This window comes from Bacillus cereus group sp. MYBK222-1 (assembly GCF_051916425.1).
In the GTDB taxonomy this organism is placed as follows: domain Bacteria; phylum Bacillota; class Bacilli; order Bacillales; family Bacillaceae_G; genus Bacillus_A; species Bacillus_A paranthracis.
Genome location: NZ_JBQAGP010000001.1, coordinates 1,132,145 through 1,151,644 on the forward strand (window position 1 = coordinate 1,132,145; position 19,500 = coordinate 1,151,644).

Sequence of the window (19,500 nt, forward strand, 5' to 3'; positions counted from 1 at the left end):
CATCAAGTTGAAGTTTTATAGCACTCTAGAACGAAATTTGTGTTAACTCGAAACAAAAATTTTATTTTATCATTTTTGGAGAGCAACCACAATTTCTTGACTTGATTTGAGATTAAAAATATAAACCTTTTCCTACTGGCTGAACAGTTTCTAGTACAATATCAACCATTTCTTCATTAAGTAGGGTCCTTATAATCCAAGCCGATAGTTCTTGAGCAGCAAAACAACTCGCAGCAGTCGATATATTTCCTTCGTTTACGAAACTTTTCTCAATAACGTCTACACCAAATTCTTTTAGCTGTTCTACTGCTGAGGGATATGTAGTAGCTTTTTTACCAGTTAGTAATTTTTTAGCTCCTAATAGTAGTGAACCAGAACACATAGATCCTATTAATTGTCTTTGAGGATCTACATGAATGCTATTAATATATTGTTGATTTTTATATAAATCCTTTACACCTTTACCACTCGCAAAAATTACAGCGTCGGCAAAAGGGATATCAGATATGCTTCCTGTCATGGGAATACGCAAGCCAGACATAGATATATGAGATTGTTCCGTCCCTAAAAGCTGGACATCCCAATCGGAAATACCACCGACTAAACGTACACGATTTAATAAATCCCATGGTAGAAAAACATCTATATCGGTAAAGTTATCGAAACAGACTATTGCAATTTTCATTTTCTAACCCTCCACTTATGTATATCATTTTATTAATAATATAAACATCTCTTTTTTATGTTCTATATCCAGTTATAAATCCCTGTATATTACACGTATATGAAGGAGGTGTAGTAATTTTTTAACGCCTCTAAACATAAAAAGATATAAAATCTTTTTCTTGGTTTCTATCGGTTTTTTGTACAAAACCAAGATCTGTAGCAATAACTCGTAAGGTATTGGGGATGAGAATCTTTAAAATTCTCAAGGAAATAGGTGTAATTTATTACACATACAAATAGAAATAAAAACGTCATCATTTTTTATAAATTCTCAGATAGAAACACGTTTTTCGGTTTTAGGAGGGCATTTTTTCATTAGCTTGTTAATCTATATATAATATGATTTTTATAATTTCCCTAAAATAATTTTGACGTATTTATTTTTTCAATATAAAATAATATTCATCCAAATTTAACCAATACCATATAAAAGATGTATCTTTTTATATGCATAGGTATAAATCTCTTTAGTTTTAAGGGGAAAGGTTAATATGAAAGTAAAGAAACTAGTTACGCTTGTAGTACCATTTACACTATTATACGTGTCAGTTCAATTAACCGAAATTCTTCAAGGCCATTTCAGCAACTGAACGAAATCGGAATGGATATTAATTTGAAGGAAAAGTCCCCAGAGAAACGAAAGATTGTAAGAAACCCCCAAAAATGTTACATGGTATACAAGAAGGTGACATCATTTATGTTACGGACTTAACTCGAATTACTCGTAGTACAAAAGATTTATTTGAATTAATCGATAACATACGGAGTAAAAAGGCAAATTTAATATCCTTAAAAGATACATGGCTAGATTTATCAGAAGATAATCCCTACAGCTAATTCTTAATTACTGTTATGGCGGGTGTAAACCGATTAGAACGTGATCTTATCCGTATGCGATAGCGCGAAGGAATTGAACGAAAGAAAGTTTAAAGGTCGGTCAAAGAAGTACCATAAAAATCATGCAGGAATGAATTATGCAGTAAAGCTTTATAAAGAGGGAGATATGACTGTAAATAAAAAACTTATGAAATTACAAATGTGTCTAGGGCTTATTATATAGAAAGCTATCGGAAAGGAACAGTTGATGAGTTATACCAAAGATCGGAAATATATAATAGAAAATAAGTTTCATATAGAGGTGAAATTATATGCCTAAAATTGACAATATGCTAGCAATTCTATGGATGCTTCGTTCAGGTGAAAAAATCACTGCAAAACAAATTTCAGAAAAGTTAGAGATAAATATAAGGACTGTGTATCGTTATATTGATACAATTTCAACTAGTGGCGTACCTATAATTTCAGAACCAGGACATAACGGTGGATACACTTTATTGAACAATTTTGTAGAGGCTCCTCTTTTTTTTGATTTTGAGGAGCAAACTTCACTATTTCACGCTGCTGTTTTTGCAGAAGAAGCCGGATATTATGGAGGTGAAGCATTAAATAGGGCCATTTCAAAACTAAGTAAATACTCAAATCAAGATCAAGAAACAAAGATAAACCAACATTTAACTAGTCTTGAAGTAATAAGTCGATTAAGTTCACTTTCTATAAAAACTTTTTTGAAGGAGTTGGAGCAGGCCGTAGCTAACGGGTATTCAGTAAAAATTCTTTACCATAAAAGTGGCGAAAAGCAATTAAATTATAGATCGGTCGATCCATACAGAATTATCTATTGGAATAATAAATGGTATGTAATTGGATTTTGTCATCTTAGGAATGATATCCGTAGTTTTAAAGTAGATCGAATTGAAAGTTTAATACAAACCGAAAATAAGTTTAACCGGCCAGACAATTTTTCAGCAAGTGATTTTTTTATAAAAAGTCTTCTTCCAACTATAGAAGATAAGGAAAGTATTATTTCTTTGGTTATTAATGGGGATAAAAATGTATTGGCTGATATTTGCCAACATTGGTTTTTAGGACATTATTTACAAGAACGGACTTCAAATCAAGCAGTTTTTCTTCTTGAAAAAGATATGATACATAAATATGTACCTTATTTACTTTTACCGTACAATAAATCTATTAAAGTTATTGAGCCAATAAGTCTTAAGAATAGAATTATTGAAGTTCTGTCTGAATTAATAAAATTTCATCAAGTATGATAACTTCCCTGACGTTAACTGTCAGGGAAGTTATATTATAATAGCTATATAAATTGTGATTGGAGTGTTATTAGATGCAAACAAAAAAAGCTTTTTTATATGTATTTAATACAATGTCGGACTGGGAATATGGATATTTAATTGCTGAACTAAACTCAGGAAGATATTTCAAAAAAGATTTAGCACCTTTAAAAGTAATTACAGTAGGAGCTAATAAAGAAATGATAACTACTATGGGAGGACTGAGGATAAAACCAGATATTTCCCTTGATGAATGTACTCTTGAGAGTAAAGATCTTTTAATTTTACCAGGAGGGACTACTTGGAGTGAAGAAATTCATCAACCTATCTTGGAAAAAATTGACCAAGCTTTAAAGCGTGGCACTATTGTTGCTGCAATTTGTGGTGCAACTGATGCCCTTGCGAATATGGGATACTTGGATACTAGAAAGCATACAAGTAATAACTTAGAATATACTAAAATGGTATGTCCTAACTATAAAGGAGAAAAGTTCTATGAGTTGGGACCAGCGGTATCTGATGCGAATTTAGTTACTGCCTCAGGAATAGCTCCTCTGGAATTTGCAAGGGAGGTACTGAAAAAAATAGATGTATTTACACCAGATACATTACATTCATGGTATAACCTAAATAAGACTCATAAACCTAAATACTTCTTCCAGTTAATGAATTCAATAAAAAAATGAAATAACTAAAAAGCTCAATTTCTCTATTTTGATTTGCAGAGAAGTTAGGCTTTTTAATTTGGAATTCCCTTATCGATAACGATAAAAATGAACTTCGGTGTTATAAAAAACAAAATTCCCGTTTAGAGGATACGATAAAATCTTAGCTTGATAGGTATGTATTTGTACCCCTAGTATGTCAATTTTAATCTGTTATGAGAAAACACACGGATTTGTATCATCTTATGGTAAAATAAAGTTAAATATTCAGAAAATTTATTGTTTAAAACAAGCAGGATGATAATTAAATAAGATTTAAGTGATGGGGGTATAGTTAATACATGAGTAATGTACATTTTAGAGATATAGATGATACTAATGAATTCAAAGTTAGAAATATAAAATTAAGGTCTGGACAAGAAAAATTTATTGAAACCATAGATGAATGTTTAAATGAAGCTAATACCTATCATGAATGGCATCCGGTAGCTATATATTATGATGAAGAAATTATCGGATTTGCTATGTACGGTTCTTTTGGTCCTAATAAGGATACTTGGATTGATAGAATAATGATAGATGAAAAATATCAAGGCAAAGGCTATGGGAAAATTGCTATGATGAAACTTATTAATATAGTTTCAAAAGAATATGGGGTAAACGTTATATATTTAAGTGTCACTGAGGAAAACAGAACAGCTTATAACTTATACGAAAGTATAGGATTCGAGTTTATGAATGAAAGAGACCTAAATAATGGAGAACTCTTATTTAAGTACGCAATTAAATGAGAGCCATTTGAAATCGATTATTTCTTTACCAAAAGGTAAAGAAATGTTTACTATTCAACTCTTATAGGAGTAGCTCCCCATTGCTATTAAGATAGCAGAACAAAATTTCCTTAAATTAAAAATTACGCTATTCTATTTTTAGAATCATAGGAAAGGATGGCGTTTTTGTATGTTTATTCCTGTATCTGATGAATTACAATTATTTGCACAGGAGATTCAAAGTTTTTTATCTCCAAATGCCTTACGGGATCTTGCTAGAGATGTTGGTTTTGTATAACGAACCAGTAAGTATCCTTTGGTTAGTGGTTTATTAAGAATAAGCTTTTTATACAGAATATCTTTGATGTTCGAGATAATATATTTAGATTTATTTAATTCTAAAGAGTCCATTTCCCACCTCATAAATTATAAAATAAAGTAAATTCCCACTTAATTATATCATCATCCTAATTGAAGATTTCGCCTTTTCCTTGCTACCGATAATGAGACGTTATGTGAGCATTATACAACCTAAAATACAGAACATATCACTTTTCACTTTACCCCTATGTAATCTTCTACAGTAATCCTACTCCAATAGTTCACCGTTTATAGGTACATTTCATTAAGTAGAAATTAATAAATTTATTGAGGTTTAATAATTCTAATACTGATAATTTGACATACATTAAACCAAAAGTTGCATGTTATATTACTAGGCACAACAATATAAATGATACCATTTGTTTATTCCGTAAATATTGTTGATAAAAAAGGTGAAAGGATTTTTAAAGGTAAAAATAGAAATCTATATAAAAAAATATTTAAATGGTAGGGATATTATGAAAATCGGTAAGTTTGGAGAAGTAAATAACTTAAGTATTGATACAATTAGACATTATATGGATCTCAGTCTTATTATTCCTGAAAAAAAGGGAGGCCACTATTTTTTTGATGAGTATTGTCAAACAGATTTAGAACTTATAATACATTACAAAGATCTAGGATTTAGCTTGAATGAAATCAAAGAACTATTTTTTTATAAAAATTTAGCAAAATCTATGAATTACGAAAAAGATATCTTTTACCAATCTTTATTTAAACTAAAATATGACAAAATGGAACAGGAAATAGAACTTTTGGAGAAGAAACGGGATAAATTAAAGGGAGTGTTACATGATTTATTATTAACAAATGAAACTTCCAATACAATTATAGGGATAGATTTAAGTATACTACATTTACTTACATGTTCTAAGTGTAGACAAAAACTAATTCTTCAAGATGGAATTATTAATAACAATCAAATTACCGAGGGAAAGTTAATTTGTAATTGTGGTGAAGAATATATAATTACTTCAGGAATAATAACTGCTGGTAAATCATTTAAAGCAAATGAGCGAACGTCACTTGAAGATACTATTTCGGATTATATTCATGAAACTGATAATGCATATTTGGAAAATATGCTTAAAGAAGGGGAATGGGCGAAAAAGAAACTAATACATTTAGATTTAAATAACAAATTAATACTAGATATAGGATCAGGACTTGGGTTCTTTTTGAGGAGCATTTATGAAGAACTACCCGAAGATTGCCTATACATCGCAGTAGATAGAGATTTCAATAAACTTTTATTTTTAAAAGACGTATTAGCGAGAAAAAATCCGAGAAGAAATATTCTCTTTATCTGTGCGGATTTTTTGAACATCCCTATTCAAAATCGGTCAGTAGATATTGTAATTGATCACTCTGGTACGAGCAATTATAGTTTTGAACATGCGGATTTTTTACTTCACGAATTAAACCCACTTTTTAAATCCAATTGTTATTTATTAAGTTTATTTATTTTATTTGAAAATTTCAGCTTAAATAGCCAAATTACAAATAACTTTCGAGCAAATTTTTCACTTTCAAAAATAAAGAAAGAAATCCAAAATCTACAGTTTCAATCCATTGATGAAAGTACTTCAAATTATTTGAAACGAGGCGGAAAGTACGAGGATTTCTTTGTTCAAGGTGAAGAAATTTATACATATTCATTTTTCGGAAAAAGATGGGGGTAACCCCATCTTTTATTTATTTCCCCTTAAAATTATTCAAATCGTACATATTGCGATTGGGTTGACCCAAGAACTTACAATGTACGTAACACAAAATTAGGCAGGGGGAAAAGTTATGACAAGTTTACGGTTACATATAGAAAATAAAAAAAGAAACCAAGAACTAAGGAATATTTGTTTATATTCAATTGCAAAAACAGTATCAATATTCGGTAGCTCTATTTATAGTTTTGCATTAGGATTGTATGTATTACAAATAACCGGATCTGCTTTAAATTTCGCGATTACGCTTATTTTAGGAACGATTCCAATGATTGTTATGAATCCATTTGCCGGTGTAATTGCTGATAAGGTTGATAAAAAGAAACTCGTCGTTTGTATGGATGTACTAAGCGGATGCTTATTAATAACTGTTTATATAGTAAGCAACTATTATGGGTTAAACTTATTCATCATTTATACTACTACCTTTCTGATGACAGTATTTACAACATTTTTTGTAATAGGTTTAGAGGCTGCAAAACCAAATATCGTCTCTAAAGAGAGACTAATGAGTCTTAACTCTATAAGTAAAATTATCGATTCTATATCTTTAATTCTAGGGCCTATGTTAGGGGGCATTGTTTTTGCAGTCTTTGAGATGAACACTTTTATAATCATTAACGGTATTTCATTTATCCTTTCGGCTATATCCATATTGTTTATCAACTTTAAATTGTGCGAGCAATACATAAATAAGGAATGTTTAATAAGGGAAATTAATTTTATGAAAGATATAAAGGAGGGATACTCTTACTTAATGGAGCGGGAGAGCTTAAAAAATACGTTTCGTATTTTAATTTCACTTAATTTTTTTCTAGGATTTTCTGTAACTGTTCCATTGCCATACATTATGAATACAGTTCTCAACATTAGTTCTAAACAATTTGGTTTGATCCAAGGGACTTTTCCAATAGGTATGATAGTTGGTGCAATCATAGTAAAAAAGATAACGAATCGTTTTTCTTATTCCTATCTATTGAAAAAAACAAGTTTTATGATGGCAATTTTTATGATAGTTTCAGGTGCACCTGTTCTATTCAAAAGTATTGAAGTGAATAAAATTGTATTTGTGACCATGTACTGCGCCATTATGTTCTTTTTAGGGTTAATGATAGCATTAATCGATATCCCTTTAATTTATTTTATGCAAAGAGAGATTCCAGATGAATATAGGGGCAGAGTGCTTAGTATTGGATTAAGTTTAGGTAAAATGATGCAGCCGATAGCACTGGCATTATCAGGTCTATTATTAAATCATATTCCATCCTACACGCTTCCAATTGGAGGAGGAATCGTATTTTTTATTTTAAATCAGGCTTACTCAAATAAATTGAATTTAGAAATTCATTCAAAAGGGTATAGTGTTGAACGTAATTAAATAATATCGAAATAGCGCAGGATCATCATCCTGCGCTTATCTATCGTAATTCAGCTGTTTTTCTAATAACAATCTTATCAATATCGTCTTCTTCATCACCAATAAATAACCCGCGTTCTTTTAAATACGCCTCAAAATATAAATCTGCTTCTGCACGTTCATCATATGGTTTTACAGATAGAACGAAACCTAATTTGTTTTGTTCCTCTAGATGAGAAGTGGAAATGTATGCCGGTACATTGTGGCGTAAAAAGAGTTCTTTAACCGGAATAATCATATCTTTCATTAATTTCGTTAACATACCCATTTCAAACTCGAAATTAAAACGATCTATACTACATAAATCGGCGAATACTACACCAATAAAACCTGTATTATATACTTCTTGATATTCTACTTCCTCGTTACCGTAAAAATTCTTTTCGATTAAATAATTTATAAAGTAAGCAACACCGTCACTTTGTTCAAAAGGCTTCGTTGAAAGAACAAATCCGATTTTCTTTTGTTTATGTAAATATACACATGACATGTATGCTGAAATGTTATGCTCTTTAAATAGAGAGCTTGTTGCCCCAGATAGACCATCTAATACGTGATGAACAATTTGAAGTTTTTTACGGGCGAAATAATAGGATTTCTTTTGTAACTCCAATGTATCAATAAAGACAGAGCCGATAAAGCCTGTATTTGAAATAATAGGTGTTTGCTTTTTTCTTCCTCTGCGCTTTGCTTGAGCCATTGTAAAAATCATCCCTTCATGTACAAGTAAAATAAAAAGAACGCTTGTTCGTATATTTATATTTTACTATTAAAACGCTATAAAGTAAAGGGTTTTTGACGAAAAAAACAACAAAAAAGACACCTGTAAAAGGTGTCTTAAACGCTGTAGGGAAGAGGGTTCATCCATACAATTTATATTATGATACAGAAACAATTTCTTCTGTATCTTCTACATCTAAATGACAGTCCATTGTACGAACATCTTGATCTTCATGACTTCCGAAATAAATAGTAATTTTCATATGTATCGCTCCTTTATTCTAGGAATACCTAAAATAATTACTAGTAATGTTAATATTTATTATATACCACTTTTTTCATTCCGACAACGTTATATCGTTTTTTATTCTTTTAGGGCGCAAAGAGTAATGTAAAGAGATATTTTTATAGAAATAGGTACATTTCTTATATGTTATATTTAATACTGAAGTATTCGAATACAAATTTTATGAAAGGAGCAAAATGAATGAATTTTAAACAGTTACTAATTGATAATTTTACATATAAAACTTCATATATTGCGCGACAGGCACAGGGAATGAATGTAAAAGAAACGAAGGATTACATCGCTGTCGACTGTGGTTTACCTGCAGATACATTTAATATCATTACTTTACTAAACAATAATGTAACGGAAAATATCGAGAAATTATATAAGGAGGTAGCGTACTATAATCAAAAGAAATATCCAATGAGTGTTTGGTTTTGGGATGATAGGTACGAGCAGACTATAAAAAGCGAATTAATAAAACTGGACTTAAAAGAAGCAGAACAAAATATCGCGATGGTAGCAAACTTACATACAATACATCCAACAACAAACTTGCCAGAAGGTTTTACGATACAAAAAGCATCTTCGTCAGGACAAATTAAAAAGTTTGGAGAAGCGTTAGCTAGTCTATTTGGTACATCCGAGGAAGGTATACATGTACAAGCATTCTACAATCAAACTGCTTCTTTCCATTTATGGAATAGTGAAAATATGAAACTATACTTAGGGTTTTATAAAGATGAAGTCGTATCGGTTGGTTCATTAGTGTGTACACAAGATAGTATTGGTATTTATGATATAGCAACGAAAGAAGAAATGAGAGGAAAAGGATTTGGTTCTACTATGTTTCATTACTTGCTGCAAGAAGCAAAGGAATTAAACGTTGCTCAATGTGTATTACAAGCTTCACCTGATGGGATTACTATTTATAAAAAGGCTGGTTTTCAATCTGTTGGACAAATGACGGTATTTGAAAATCGACATTTATTTGAATAAATTATCCAAGCCAAATTGCTTTCATGTAGGGGTTAATACATTATTATGAAAAAGATATATATCGTTACAATCATTTGTACATTTATAGTAATAGGTACTTTTGTTTTTCATAAAGTAAATGAACTTAAGTACACAAAAGCTATTAATCAATCGAATTATATAAAAAACATTGCACATAGAGGGGCTTCGGCGTATGCACCGGAACATACAATTGCTGCGTATAAATTGGGACAACAATTAAAAGGCGATTATATAGAAATAGATCTTCAAATGACAAAAGACGGATATTTAGTAGCTATGCATGATGAAACATTAAATCGTACTACAAACGGTACAGGGCTAGTTAAGGAACATACATTAGAAGAATTAAAACAATTAAAGGCAGATTCTTCTTTTAATGAAAAACATCCAAATTTAGCAAAGAAAGAATATGAAAATGCTAAAGTTCCAACACTCGAAGAAGTAATTGAAGTGTTTGGGCATGACGCGAACTATTATATTGAAACAAAATCACCTGATGAATATCCAGGAATGGAAGAAAAGTTATTAGAAATTATCAATCACTATGAAATACAGGATAAAGTTATTATTCAATCATTTAGTGAAGAAAGTCTGCAAAAAATTCATAATTTAAATATTAATATCCCCCTGGTGCAATTATTATCCTATAAGAAGGCAGTTCAATTAACTGAATTAGAGATAAAAAAGTATAAAACATATTGCATTGGTCTTGGGATGAACTATAAATATATTGATTCAGCTTATGTAAAGAAAATAAAGAAGCATGGATTAGAAGTCCATCCATTTACTGTAGATAATGAACAAGATATGAAAAGGTTACTTTTATGGGGCGTTGACGGGATATTTACGAATTATCCGGATCGTTTACATTCATTATTAAAGTCTTAATTAAAAGATATTATTTTTAACGTAATAGTTTATAGAGGTTTTCGAGTAATATATAATTAAATTAATCTATTTAAACTAAAAAGGAGTGTAAGTAGGATGAATATATTAGCTGTTGTTCCACGCCTCTATGTTTCAGACTTACAAACTCATCTAGAATTTTACAAAATACTATTGGAACAAGAAACACCACATGAATTTCAAATGAATGGAACGCATGTGATTAGATTTACAAATTTACTTTTAATTGAAGAATTAAATGAAACAATTAAGAATCATGTTGCTGCAACGATCGTAATTGATGATCTCAATGAAGTAAGAAAACTAATCTTAAACTATAACGGCGTAATGATTACTGAACCAATACAAGTACCCACAGGTATAAAAATGATAGTTCGTCATCCAGATGGTAATATCATTGAATACATAGAGCCGACATTGAAATGAAATCCGAAAAAGAATCCAAGACTATTGGATTCTTTTTATTTAGCTCTAAATGACTAACTTAAAGCAATACGATTTTGAATTTATAAATAAAATATTACATTGAGTATAATTTTTTATAATAATCATCAGAAAGTAACGAAAATGTAATGGATTTTAACTACGCTTTTTATATTTTTTTGATACACTGGCTACGAGAGGAATACCGATTAATGTAGGTAAAAACCAAAACCATATAGGCGGCAATAAATTAATTATGGGGATATGAATACCTACGTTTACTAATAGTGCGGTAACGGCACCAATATAAGAGCCTAACATACCTCTAATATGGTGGTGAAGCCAATTTTTCCAACGCTTTTTTCGTGCAAGGTAGCCATAAATCGCAAATGAATAAGAGAAAATTGCTACATAAAATAAATATGCGATTTTATCCCAGTTTATAATGGATAATATAATTGCAGTGAGGGTAATGACAACATAGGATGCATGATATATTTCGCCCCATTCCGTATGTTTTCCTTTCTTCTTTTGAGCAACCATCGCTACAATACCGGTGATTAAGCATATTGTCCCAAATAATATGTGGATGGTTAAAAGAATGTTAAAAATGCTCATAATAATTCCTCCTTTTTTATTTTTATAGTATTGCAGTATAGGAGAAAAGTTGAAAAACATCGTTTGTTCGTCTTAATATATTGAAATAAAGGTACTCTTAGAACAAATTTAAACGGACAAATTTTCTTGAATTTAGTGAAACACGTATTACGTGAAATGAAGGAGAGACTTCCATGTTTACATCTATTACATATTTACAATCAGGGAATGACAAGCAACAAAAGGTATATGATGTTTTGAATAAACTAAACATAATGGAGGATTTAGCTTTGTATAGTCCCATTCTTTGCGGGACAATACCTATAAGAATTGACACACTTCAATCTGACTTAGATATAGTAATGGAAGTACATAACTTTGATGTTTTTGAACAAGAAATGAGATCTTTATATGGCTCTTATGAAGGATTCAAAATAAAAAAGAAAAAAATTAAAAATACTGAATCGATAAAAGTAAATTTTGAATTTGAAGGTTTTAAATTTGAATTATTTGCTCAGCCTAAGCCAGTGCGCAACCAAAATGCATATAGACATATGATAGTAGAGCACATGTTATTAATGCAACATCCACATATAAGAGAAGAAATTATTCGCTTAAAAGAGAACGGTTTAAAAACAGAACCTGCTTTTGCTCAAGTATTAAACATTGACGGGGATCCTTATGAAGGACTTATTGTGTTGGGGCAGGAAATGCGGTTGTGGTAAATAAAATACACAAAAACTCCTCTATGGAAAAAGAGGAGTTTTTATTATGTCATTAACTTACGAATTAATTCGCTTAACAATTTAATACCGTTAGTCATTTGCTCTGGAGAAGCATATCCATATGATAAACGAATGTATCGATCTGATTCTTCTTCATAGATACGTCCCGGGTTTAATAGAATCCCTTTTGATAGTGCCTCTGAAAATAATTTCTTCATCGGAATGCTAGGTACTACCTTTAGCCATATAAAAAATCCACCACTAGGAATATCCCAGGTGGCAATATCTGCACAATACTTATGTAAAGCTCGTATCATTATTTGTCTTCGTTCTTTTAGTTTAATTCTTATGTTTGCAACATGTTCCTCATAAAAACCTTTATTTATCCATTCAGCAGCAACTCTTTGGGATAAGGAGCTTGATCCATAATCTGTTTGCATTTTTATATCTGACAATCTATCAATAACAGGTTCAGGACCTATGATCCATCCAATTCTAAGCCCAGGACTAAGTGTTTTAGATAGGCTACCAATATATAATACATGTCCATGTTTATCTATTGACTTTAAAGGAACTGGTGGTGGTTCCTCAATCCATAACTCTCGATAAATATCATCTTCAATAATAGGTAACTGTTCCTTTTCGCATATTTTTAATATTTCTTTTCTTCGCTCCTCAGACATTAATACCCCTGTTGGATTTTGAAAACAAGGGATTGAATATAAAATATTTTTCTTCTGACTGTATTTAATTCGTTTTAATAACTCGTTAGGTAATATACCGTGAGGATCCATTGATATACCAGATAGATTTATATTTGCTGATTGAAATACATGAAGTGAATATAAGTAAGAAGGTTGTTCAAGTAAAACGGTTGACTCTCTATGTAAAAGACCAATTGATATTAATTGTAATGCTTGTAATGCACCCGAGACGATTAATATGGAACTTGGTGATGCATGTATTCCAAATGATTTTACGTATTTACTTATTGCTTCACGTAACGGATAAAACCCTTTTTGTTCCTCATATCCAAAATAATCTAATTCCTCACTTACTTTTTTTTATAATGGACTGCATCGTTTCTAACGGAAAAAGATGAGGAGAAAGTTCGCCTTTACTAAGATGGATAAGTTTGTTATTTGCTTCTGCTTCATTTATTTCTCGTACCATTAACTTGCTTGGTTTATGAATACCAGCCTTTACATATTCACTCCAATCAGGTGGTGGATTCGTTGCTAATAATGACCATGTATTATTTGTTACAATTGTTCCTGCTCCAATTTTCCCTTGAATCAATCCATCAGCCATAAGTTCATCTAGTGCAGTTATTACAGTGCTGCGATTTACTTGAAATAATTTCGCTAACTGCCTTTGACTAGGGATCTTACTTCCAATTGGCCATTCTCCATTTTCAATTTTTTCTTTCATATAATCTACTATTTGCTGATACTTAGGTAGTTTTTTACTAGTGGTCATCAAAAAACTCCTTCGCTCACTTGAAAAATGCCAAGTGGTTGGTTTTTACGATAAAAAACTGGTTGAAGACATTGTATCAACTATTAAATATGATGGGAAGAAATAATTGGTAATTATAAAGTGGTTGGTTTGAAGGGGGAGAGAAAACATGAATTATAAAAAATGGGATTATCGAATTATATGTGCTCATTCTTTTACAATTTTAATTTGGGGAACGGCCTTTCCGACAATTCGTATGGGTCTTGAATCTTACACACCTGAACATCTTACTTTACTTCGTTTGTTAATCGCTTCATTCATACTTCTTTTGTTTTCGTTTATATACAAACTACGATTACCTGATCTAAAAGATATTCCAGCGATTTTTTTATTTGGTGCTTTAGGATTTACTTTTTATCACATCGCATTAAACTATGGTGAAAAAACAGTAAATGCTGGATCGGCAAGTTTAATCGTTTCAGTTACTCCTATAGTAACGGCAATTCTTGCTTTTGTTTTTTTAAATGAAAAAATGAAAGCAAATGGATGGATCGGTGGTGTAATTAGCTTTATAGGAATTGCTTTCATATCATTTAGTCAAGGGGGGTCTATTCAATTTAATAGCGGGGGATTATTTATATTATTAGCAGCCGTTTCAGAAAGTCTATTTTTCGTTTTTCAAACATCGTACTTAAAAAAGTACGGCTTCTTGCCATTTACCATATATACAATTTTATCTAGTACTGTATGTATGCTTATTTTCTTACCGGGAATGTATCAAGAAATACTGGTGGCTCCTCTTGAAGTGAATTTGAGCGTTATATATTTAGGTTTATTTCCAACAGTACTCCCGTATATTGCATTGGCCTATATTATATCTCATACTGGTGCTTCCGAGGCAACAAGCTCTCTATATTTAACGCCAGTAATTGCTTGTTTTATAGCTTGGGTATGGTTAGGTGAAGTACCTACTTTTATTTCGGTAGTTGGTGGAGTAATTACTATACTTGGAGTTTTAATAGCGCATGTATCATTAAAGAAAGATATTCGAAGTGAAAAGTACAACGATATAACTGGATAAATTCTATTTAGAAATGATAATTCCCTGTTTTTTATAAATAAGAAACAGGGAATTATTTCACTACGTTGAATATGTAAATATATTCTTAATAAAGGGGTTTAAAATATTGAATATCCAGTTAAAGGTTGTTACGAGAGAGAATTGGGAAGATGCTTTAAAGCTGCAAGTTAAAGATAATCAGACGAAATTCGTTCCATCTGTAGCAGTTTCACTTGCTAAAGTATATATAAAACCAGATGGGGACGCTGTAGAATACCAACCATTTGCGATATACAACGGCGATCTAATGGTTGGTTTTGTTATGCATGCTGTTGTAAAAGAAACAACTGATATGTATTGGATAAACGGATTTATTATCGATCAAAAGCAGCAAGGTAACGGTTATGGAAAAGCAGCATTACAAGAAAGTATATATTTAATAAAAAATACGTTTAAGGCGTGTAAAGAAATTAGATTAACAGTACATAAAGATAATATCTCTGCAAAGAAATTATATGAAAGTTACGGTTTTCAACCATTGGGACATGATTATGATGGTGAGGAAGTTTATCGTTTATTCGTTTAACAATGAATGGGAGGAATAACAATTGAAAAATAAATTTCATCATATTGTACGAGCTGTTATGATTAAGGATAAAAAATTGTTAGTGGCTGAATATATTGGCCATCATTATTTTTTACCAGGTGGTCATGTTGAAGTTGGCGAATCAGCTGAGAATGCATTAATAAGAGAACTAAGGGAAGAGCTCGGAGTAAATTGTAGTATAAAACAATTTTTAGGAGTCATAGAAAACCGATGGCAAGATCGAGAAGTTCTTCACCATGAAATCAATCATATTTTTGAGATAGATTCACAAGAGCTACATATTGATTTCATACCAAAATCTAAAGAATCTCATTTGGCGTTTCACTGGATAGATTATAATCAAGAAGCTTTACATACTTATAAAATCATGCCAGAACCTTTAGTTAAAGAGTTACTAGAAAGAAAATTAAGTGATGAACTACTAAACTGTTGGATTAGTAATTTTTAAAAACCTCTATTAATAATAAATTCGTCCAGCAAAAAGTGATTAAGAAAATAGGCTGAAAAACAAGGTACATCACCTAGTGTAAGTTCATATTTTGTTGATGTACGTATTCAAGTATATAGCCATTTGTTTCTACTTTGTTTATTAACATTTATTAACTTCAATATGTGGACGGAATTTATATTTATAAATGGAGGGGTTTCATAATGAATCAGTTTCAACAAGAACTACAATCATTAAACCTTAATGATTATCAAACTGGTAATGTTGTGTATTGGGATCAACAACAAAGTCAATATCCATACTACTACATTCAAGACGATGCACGTCGTTGCGGCGGATGCGGAGGTTGTGGTGGACGCTGTGGCGGATGTGGCGGCAGATGTGGTGGTTGTGCAGGTCGTTGCGGCGGATGCATAGGATGCGCTGGATGTTTCGGTTGCTTTAATTGCTGGAACTGGTGGATCATTTAAGTATAGAACATCAAAGATATTTTGCTTGAAGGAAAGGTGTGAAAACTATTTTGCACTTTTCTTTCAAGCTGTAATTTTTATGTGTATTAAGGGGGATTTATTTGTATACATATGATAAGTTGATTTCTTGGGTAGAAAATATAAAAGAACAAAACCATAGCTCTGCAGCAGCGCTTTGCATAATGAAAGATAACAAAATTGTACTGGAGCATTATAGTGGCTATCACTCAAATACATCTACAAGCAAGAAAGTAACAGCATCTTCACAATTTAACGTTGCTTCTGCTAGAAAAAGTTATTTAGGATTAATGATAGCGTATGCGCTTTACGAGGGGAAAATAAACTCTATTGATGATGAAGCGATCAAATATTTTAAAGACTTTGATCCTGTATTGCTTAGTAAAACGACGATAAGACATTTAGTAACACATTCGCACGGATTAGAAGAAACGAATGGCGGGATAATTTTTCGTGAATTTGAACCGGGGCAAGGATGGGCGTATAGAGATATTAATGTAAGAATGATGACACGTCTTATTTATCAGCTATATAACAAAAGTTTTCCTGAATTGTTAAAAGAGCGTGTGTTTAAACCTGCTAATTTCCAAGAAACAGGATGGAGAATACAGCAAGATGATAATTTAGTTGCAGTTGTTGATGATCCAAATAAAGACGCAATTAGTGAAATTGGTACAGTAGATGACGGTACTGAAAAAAATCTGTTTGTCTCCGCTAGAGAATTTGCACAGTGGGGCAACCTTCATTTAAATCAAGGTATGATAGATGATAAACAAATTGTTCCAAAAGAAGTTATAAAAATCGCTACGAGTTTGCAGAGTCCAATATATGCAAATAAAGAGCTACCACAAAATGGCTTGTTTTGGTTCGTTCAAAATGAACCTGCACAATTAAATGAACTTGGTGAACGCGTACCAAAAGGAGCGTATCAAATATTAGGAATTACGGGACCAACTATATTAGTAATACCTGAATATAATGTAGTTGTTGCGAAAATGTATAATAAAAGATACAACTACGGCGGTGATAATTATTTATATTATTTACGTGAATTTAGTAATTTAGTCGTTGATACATTTCGTAACAGTAATAGGGCATAATTACTCCTATAACAAAAAGGAGTGATTGAAAGTGAAAGATAAAGTGAACAAAAATAAAAAGCAAAATATAAAAGATGTAAATACAGAGCAAAATGCGATCTATAGCGATCCAAAAGATGCAGCTAATATGCAAACGGTACCGCAGCCGAAAGATTTTGATGAAATTGAATATTAATTTTTCGTTTATCCGACTATATGATGAATGAAAAATACATCTTAAGTCCCATCTCATGACAGAAATCTTTTGGTATTCTATATACATAAGCATTTGAAAATGTCTTATCTTAACAAAGCTTTCTTTAAGTAAATCTAATATAACCTGCAGAAAGACACTTCATAATGGAGTGTCTTTTTGTGTACATGAATTCAATTTCCATTTTTCATGCAGTATCTTGCTTTTTATGATGGTTATACTAACTGTGAAAATTCATGTCACGATAAAAGAAGGGGACAGTTAGTATGAAACAAACTTCTATAAATCCGTTACTAATTGTTCTAGGTACAATCATTGTTCAAATTGGCCTTGGAACAATTTATACATGGAGTTTATTTAATCAGCCCCTTGTAAGTAAGTTTGGATGGAACCTTAATTCAGTTGCTATAACTTTCTCCATTACAAGTTTCTCTTTATCATTTTCAACATTATTTGCAGGAAAGTTACAGCAAAAATTAGGGCTTCGAAAACTCATCGCTACTGCAGGGATTGTGCTGGGACTCGGTTTAATACTAAGTTCACAAGTTTCCTCCTTACCATTACTATATTTATTAGCGGGTGTAGTAGTTGGTTATGCCGATGGAACTGCTTATATCACATCATTATCTAATTTAATTAAATGGTTTCCGAATCGGAAAGGGCTTATTTCAGGTATATCTGTATCAGCATATGGAATGGGCAGCTTAATCTTTAGATATATAAACGGAAATCTGATCGACAGCCTTGGTGTATCACAAGCCTTTTTATATTGGGGGATTATCGTCTTACTTTTAGTATTAATCGGATCGTTCTTCTTACGTGAAGCAATAGTAAGTAACACTGTAGCTGAGACTTTACACAATGATTATACACCTCGTGAAATGATGCGAACGAAACAAGTATATCTTTTGTTTTTTATGCTATTCACATCGTGTATGGGCGGTCTATATTTAATCGGTATGGTCAAAGATATCGGAGTGCAGCTCGTTGGACTTAGCGCAGCAACTGCCGCTAACGCCGTTGCAATGATTGCAATTTTTAATACAGTAGGTCGTATTGTTCTTGGAACGTTATCAGATAAAATAGGTCGAATGAAAATCGTTTCTGCAACGTTTATTATCATTGGATTGTCAGTCTTTACATTAAGTTTCATTCCGCTAAATTACGGCATATATTTCGCATGTGTAGCAAGTGTTGCCTTTTGCTTTGGCGGTAATATCACTATATTCCCAGCCATTGTTGGAGATTTCTTCGGATTAAAAAACCATAGTACAAATTATGGGATTGTATACCAAGGTTTCGGATTTGGTGCACTTGCAGGATCATTCATCGGGGCGCTTCTTGGAGGATTTGAACCAACCTTTATTATAATCGGCGTACTTTCTGTTATCTCTTTCGTTATATCTATTTTAATTCGTCCACCAAAAGCAGAAAAGAAAAAAGAAACACAACATTTATATCGAAAAGTAGCTTAATTTTAAAAAGAGTCCTCATAAAGGGCTCTTTTTATATTACACAACATTTGATTTTCCCTTTTTAGCCATTGTGTAGGAAGAATACACTTACTTAATTTAAAATGAAATGATTTTAGAAGCAATAAAGTGGTTTATTTATTAACGAATCAAGTAGCAGATAAGTAAAATATTCATAT

19 protein-coding genes and 2 pseudogenes are annotated in these 19,500 nt (G+C 31.5%); 17 read left to right on the plus strand and 4 right to left on the minus strand.

The window, feature by feature from the left end:
• Window positions 1–112 precede the first annotated feature (112 nt).
• Window positions 113–685, minus strand: coding sequence for a DJ-1/PfpI family protein (locus ACTFR9_RS05740; protein ID WP_000684440.1), 573 nt, complete (start codon window positions 683–685; stop codon window positions 113–115).
• Window positions 686–1,279: 594 nt separating this feature from the next.
• Here ACTFR9_RS05740 and ACTFR9_RS05745 point away from each other — a divergent pair.
• The 6 genes and pseudogenes from ACTFR9_RS05745 to ACTFR9_RS05770 all read left to right on the plus strand — a co-directional run bounded on the left by ACTFR9_RS05745 (window position 1,280) and on the right by ACTFR9_RS05770 (window position 7,776).
• Window positions 1,280–1,811 (plus strand): annotated as a pseudogene (locus ACTFR9_RS05745) (recombinase family protein).
• A gap of 63 nt (window positions 1,812–1,874) precedes the next feature.
• Complete coding sequence (locus tag ACTFR9_RS05750; protein ID WP_001124121.1) at window positions 1,875–2,837, plus strand: helix-turn-helix transcriptional regulator; 963 nt, start codon at window positions 1,875–1,877, stop codon at window positions 2,835–2,837.
• A gap of 74 nt (window positions 2,838–2,911) precedes the next feature.
• Window positions 2,912–3,544, plus strand: a complete 633-nt coding sequence (locus ACTFR9_RS05755) for a type 1 glutamine amidotransferase family protein (protein ID WP_001193573.1) — start codon at window positions 2,912–2,914, stop codon at window positions 3,542–3,544.
• Window positions 3,545–3,864: 320 nt separating this feature from the next.
• Complete coding sequence (locus tag ACTFR9_RS05760) at window positions 3,865–4,314, plus strand: GNAT family N-acetyltransferase (RefSeq protein ID WP_000072998.1); 450 nt, start codon at window positions 3,865–3,867, stop codon at window positions 4,312–4,314.
• Between the two features lie 821 nt (window positions 4,315–5,135).
• Window positions 5,136–6,359, plus strand: a complete 1,224-nt coding sequence (locus tag ACTFR9_RS05765) for a MerR family transcriptional regulator (RefSeq protein ID WP_073536483.1) — start codon at window positions 5,136–5,138, stop codon at window positions 6,357–6,359.
• A gap of 112 nt (window positions 6,360–6,471) precedes the next feature.
• Entirely contained in the window at window positions 6,472–7,776 is a 1,305-nt protein-coding gene (locus tag ACTFR9_RS05770) for an MFS transporter (RefSeq protein ID WP_073536482.1), read from the plus strand.
• Window positions 7,777–7,816: 40 nt separating this feature from the next.
• Here the strand turns inward: ACTFR9_RS05770 and ACTFR9_RS05775 are convergent, their stop codons facing one another.
• A complete protein-coding gene (locus ACTFR9_RS05775; RefSeq protein ID WP_000035797.1) occupies window positions 7,817–8,515 on the minus strand; it encodes a hypothetical protein in 699 nt (232 codons plus the stop codon).
• A gap of 507 nt (window positions 8,516–9,022) precedes the next feature.
• On the opposite strand from ACTFR9_RS05775, the gene ACTFR9_RS05780 reads away from it, so the two are divergent.
• The 3 genes from ACTFR9_RS05780 (at window position 9,023) to ACTFR9_RS05790 (ending at window position 11,176) form a co-directional block, all read left to right on the plus strand.
• Complete coding sequence (locus tag ACTFR9_RS05780; RefSeq protein WP_001009764.1) at window positions 9,023–9,823, plus strand: GNAT family N-acetyltransferase; 801 nt, start codon at window positions 9,023–9,025, stop codon at window positions 9,821–9,823.
• Window positions 9,824–9,868: 45 nt separating this feature from the next.
• A complete protein-coding gene (locus tag ACTFR9_RS05785) occupies window positions 9,869–10,732 on the plus strand; it encodes a glycerophosphodiester phosphodiesterase (RefSeq protein ID WP_000725537.1) in 864 nt (287 codons plus the stop codon).
• A 96-nt stretch (window positions 10,733–10,828) separates the two neighbouring features.
• Complete coding sequence (locus ACTFR9_RS05790) at window positions 10,829–11,176, plus strand: VOC family protein (RefSeq protein ID WP_001022862.1); 348 nt, start codon at window positions 10,829–10,831, stop codon at window positions 11,174–11,176.
• 153 nt (window positions 11,177–11,329) lie between these two features.
• Here the strand turns inward: ACTFR9_RS05790 and ACTFR9_RS05795 are convergent, their stop codons facing one another.
• Window positions 11,330–11,791 (minus strand): DUF2306 domain-containing protein, encoded by a 462-nt coding sequence (locus tag ACTFR9_RS05795; protein ID WP_000021744.1) that lies wholly within the window; start codon window positions 11,789–11,791, stop codon window positions 11,330–11,332.
• A 173-nt stretch (window positions 11,792–11,964) separates the two neighbouring features.
• On the opposite strand from ACTFR9_RS05795, the gene ACTFR9_RS05800 reads away from it, so the two are divergent.
• Window positions 11,965–12,495: a DUF4269 domain-containing protein gene (locus tag ACTFR9_RS05800; RefSeq protein WP_000495178.1), complete on the plus strand. Its 531-nt coding sequence runs from the start codon at window positions 11,965–11,967 to the stop codon at window positions 12,493–12,495.
• 44 nt (window positions 12,496–12,539) lie between these two features.
• Here the strand turns inward: ACTFR9_RS05800 and norG are convergent.
• Window positions 12,540–13,977, minus strand: a pseudogene (norG, locus tag ACTFR9_RS05805) (efflux pump transcription regulator NorG).
• A gap of 145 nt (window positions 13,978–14,122) precedes the next feature.
• On the opposite strand from norG, the gene ACTFR9_RS05810 reads away from it, so the two are divergent.
• From ACTFR9_RS05810 to ACTFR9_RS05840, 7 genes are all read left to right on the plus strand, one after another.
• The gene (locus ACTFR9_RS05810; protein WP_061536633.1) at window positions 14,123–15,034 is read left to right on the plus strand and encodes a DMT family transporter; all 912 of its coding nucleotides are present in this window, start codon (window positions 14,123–14,125) and stop codon (window positions 15,032–15,034) included.
• 106 nt (window positions 15,035–15,140) lie between these two features.
• The gene (locus ACTFR9_RS05815) at window positions 15,141–15,599 is read left to right on the plus strand and encodes a GNAT family N-acetyltransferase (RefSeq protein ID WP_001025603.1); all 459 of its coding nucleotides are present in this window, start codon (window positions 15,141–15,143) and stop codon (window positions 15,597–15,599) included.
• A gap of 22 nt (window positions 15,600–15,621) precedes the next feature.
• Window positions 15,622–16,068: an NUDIX domain-containing protein gene (locus ACTFR9_RS05820; RefSeq protein ID WP_000790756.1), complete on the plus strand. Its 447-nt coding sequence runs from the start codon at window positions 15,622–15,624 to the stop codon at window positions 16,066–16,068.
• Window positions 16,069–16,271: 203 nt separating this feature from the next.
• Window positions 16,272–16,538, plus strand: coding sequence for a heterocycloanthracin/sonorensin family bacteriocin (locus ACTFR9_RS05825; RefSeq protein ID WP_001071388.1), 267 nt, complete (start codon window positions 16,272–16,274; stop codon window positions 16,536–16,538).
• A gap of 101 nt (window positions 16,539–16,639) precedes the next feature.
• Window positions 16,640–17,656, plus strand: a complete 1,017-nt coding sequence (locus ACTFR9_RS05830) for a serine hydrolase domain-containing protein (RefSeq protein ID WP_071741658.1) — start codon at window positions 16,640–16,642, stop codon at window positions 17,654–17,656.
• A 31-nt stretch (window positions 17,657–17,687) separates the two neighbouring features.
• Window positions 17,688–17,831: a hypothetical protein gene (locus tag ACTFR9_RS05835; RefSeq protein WP_000653680.1), complete on the plus strand. Its 144-nt coding sequence runs from the start codon at window positions 17,688–17,690 to the stop codon at window positions 17,829–17,831.
• A 284-nt stretch (window positions 17,832–18,115) separates the two neighbouring features.
• Entirely contained in the window at window positions 18,116–19,324 is a 1,209-nt protein-coding gene (locus ACTFR9_RS05840; RefSeq protein WP_073536481.1) for an L-lactate MFS transporter, read from the plus strand.
• The last annotated feature ends 176 nt before the right edge of the window (window positions 19,325–19,500 follow it).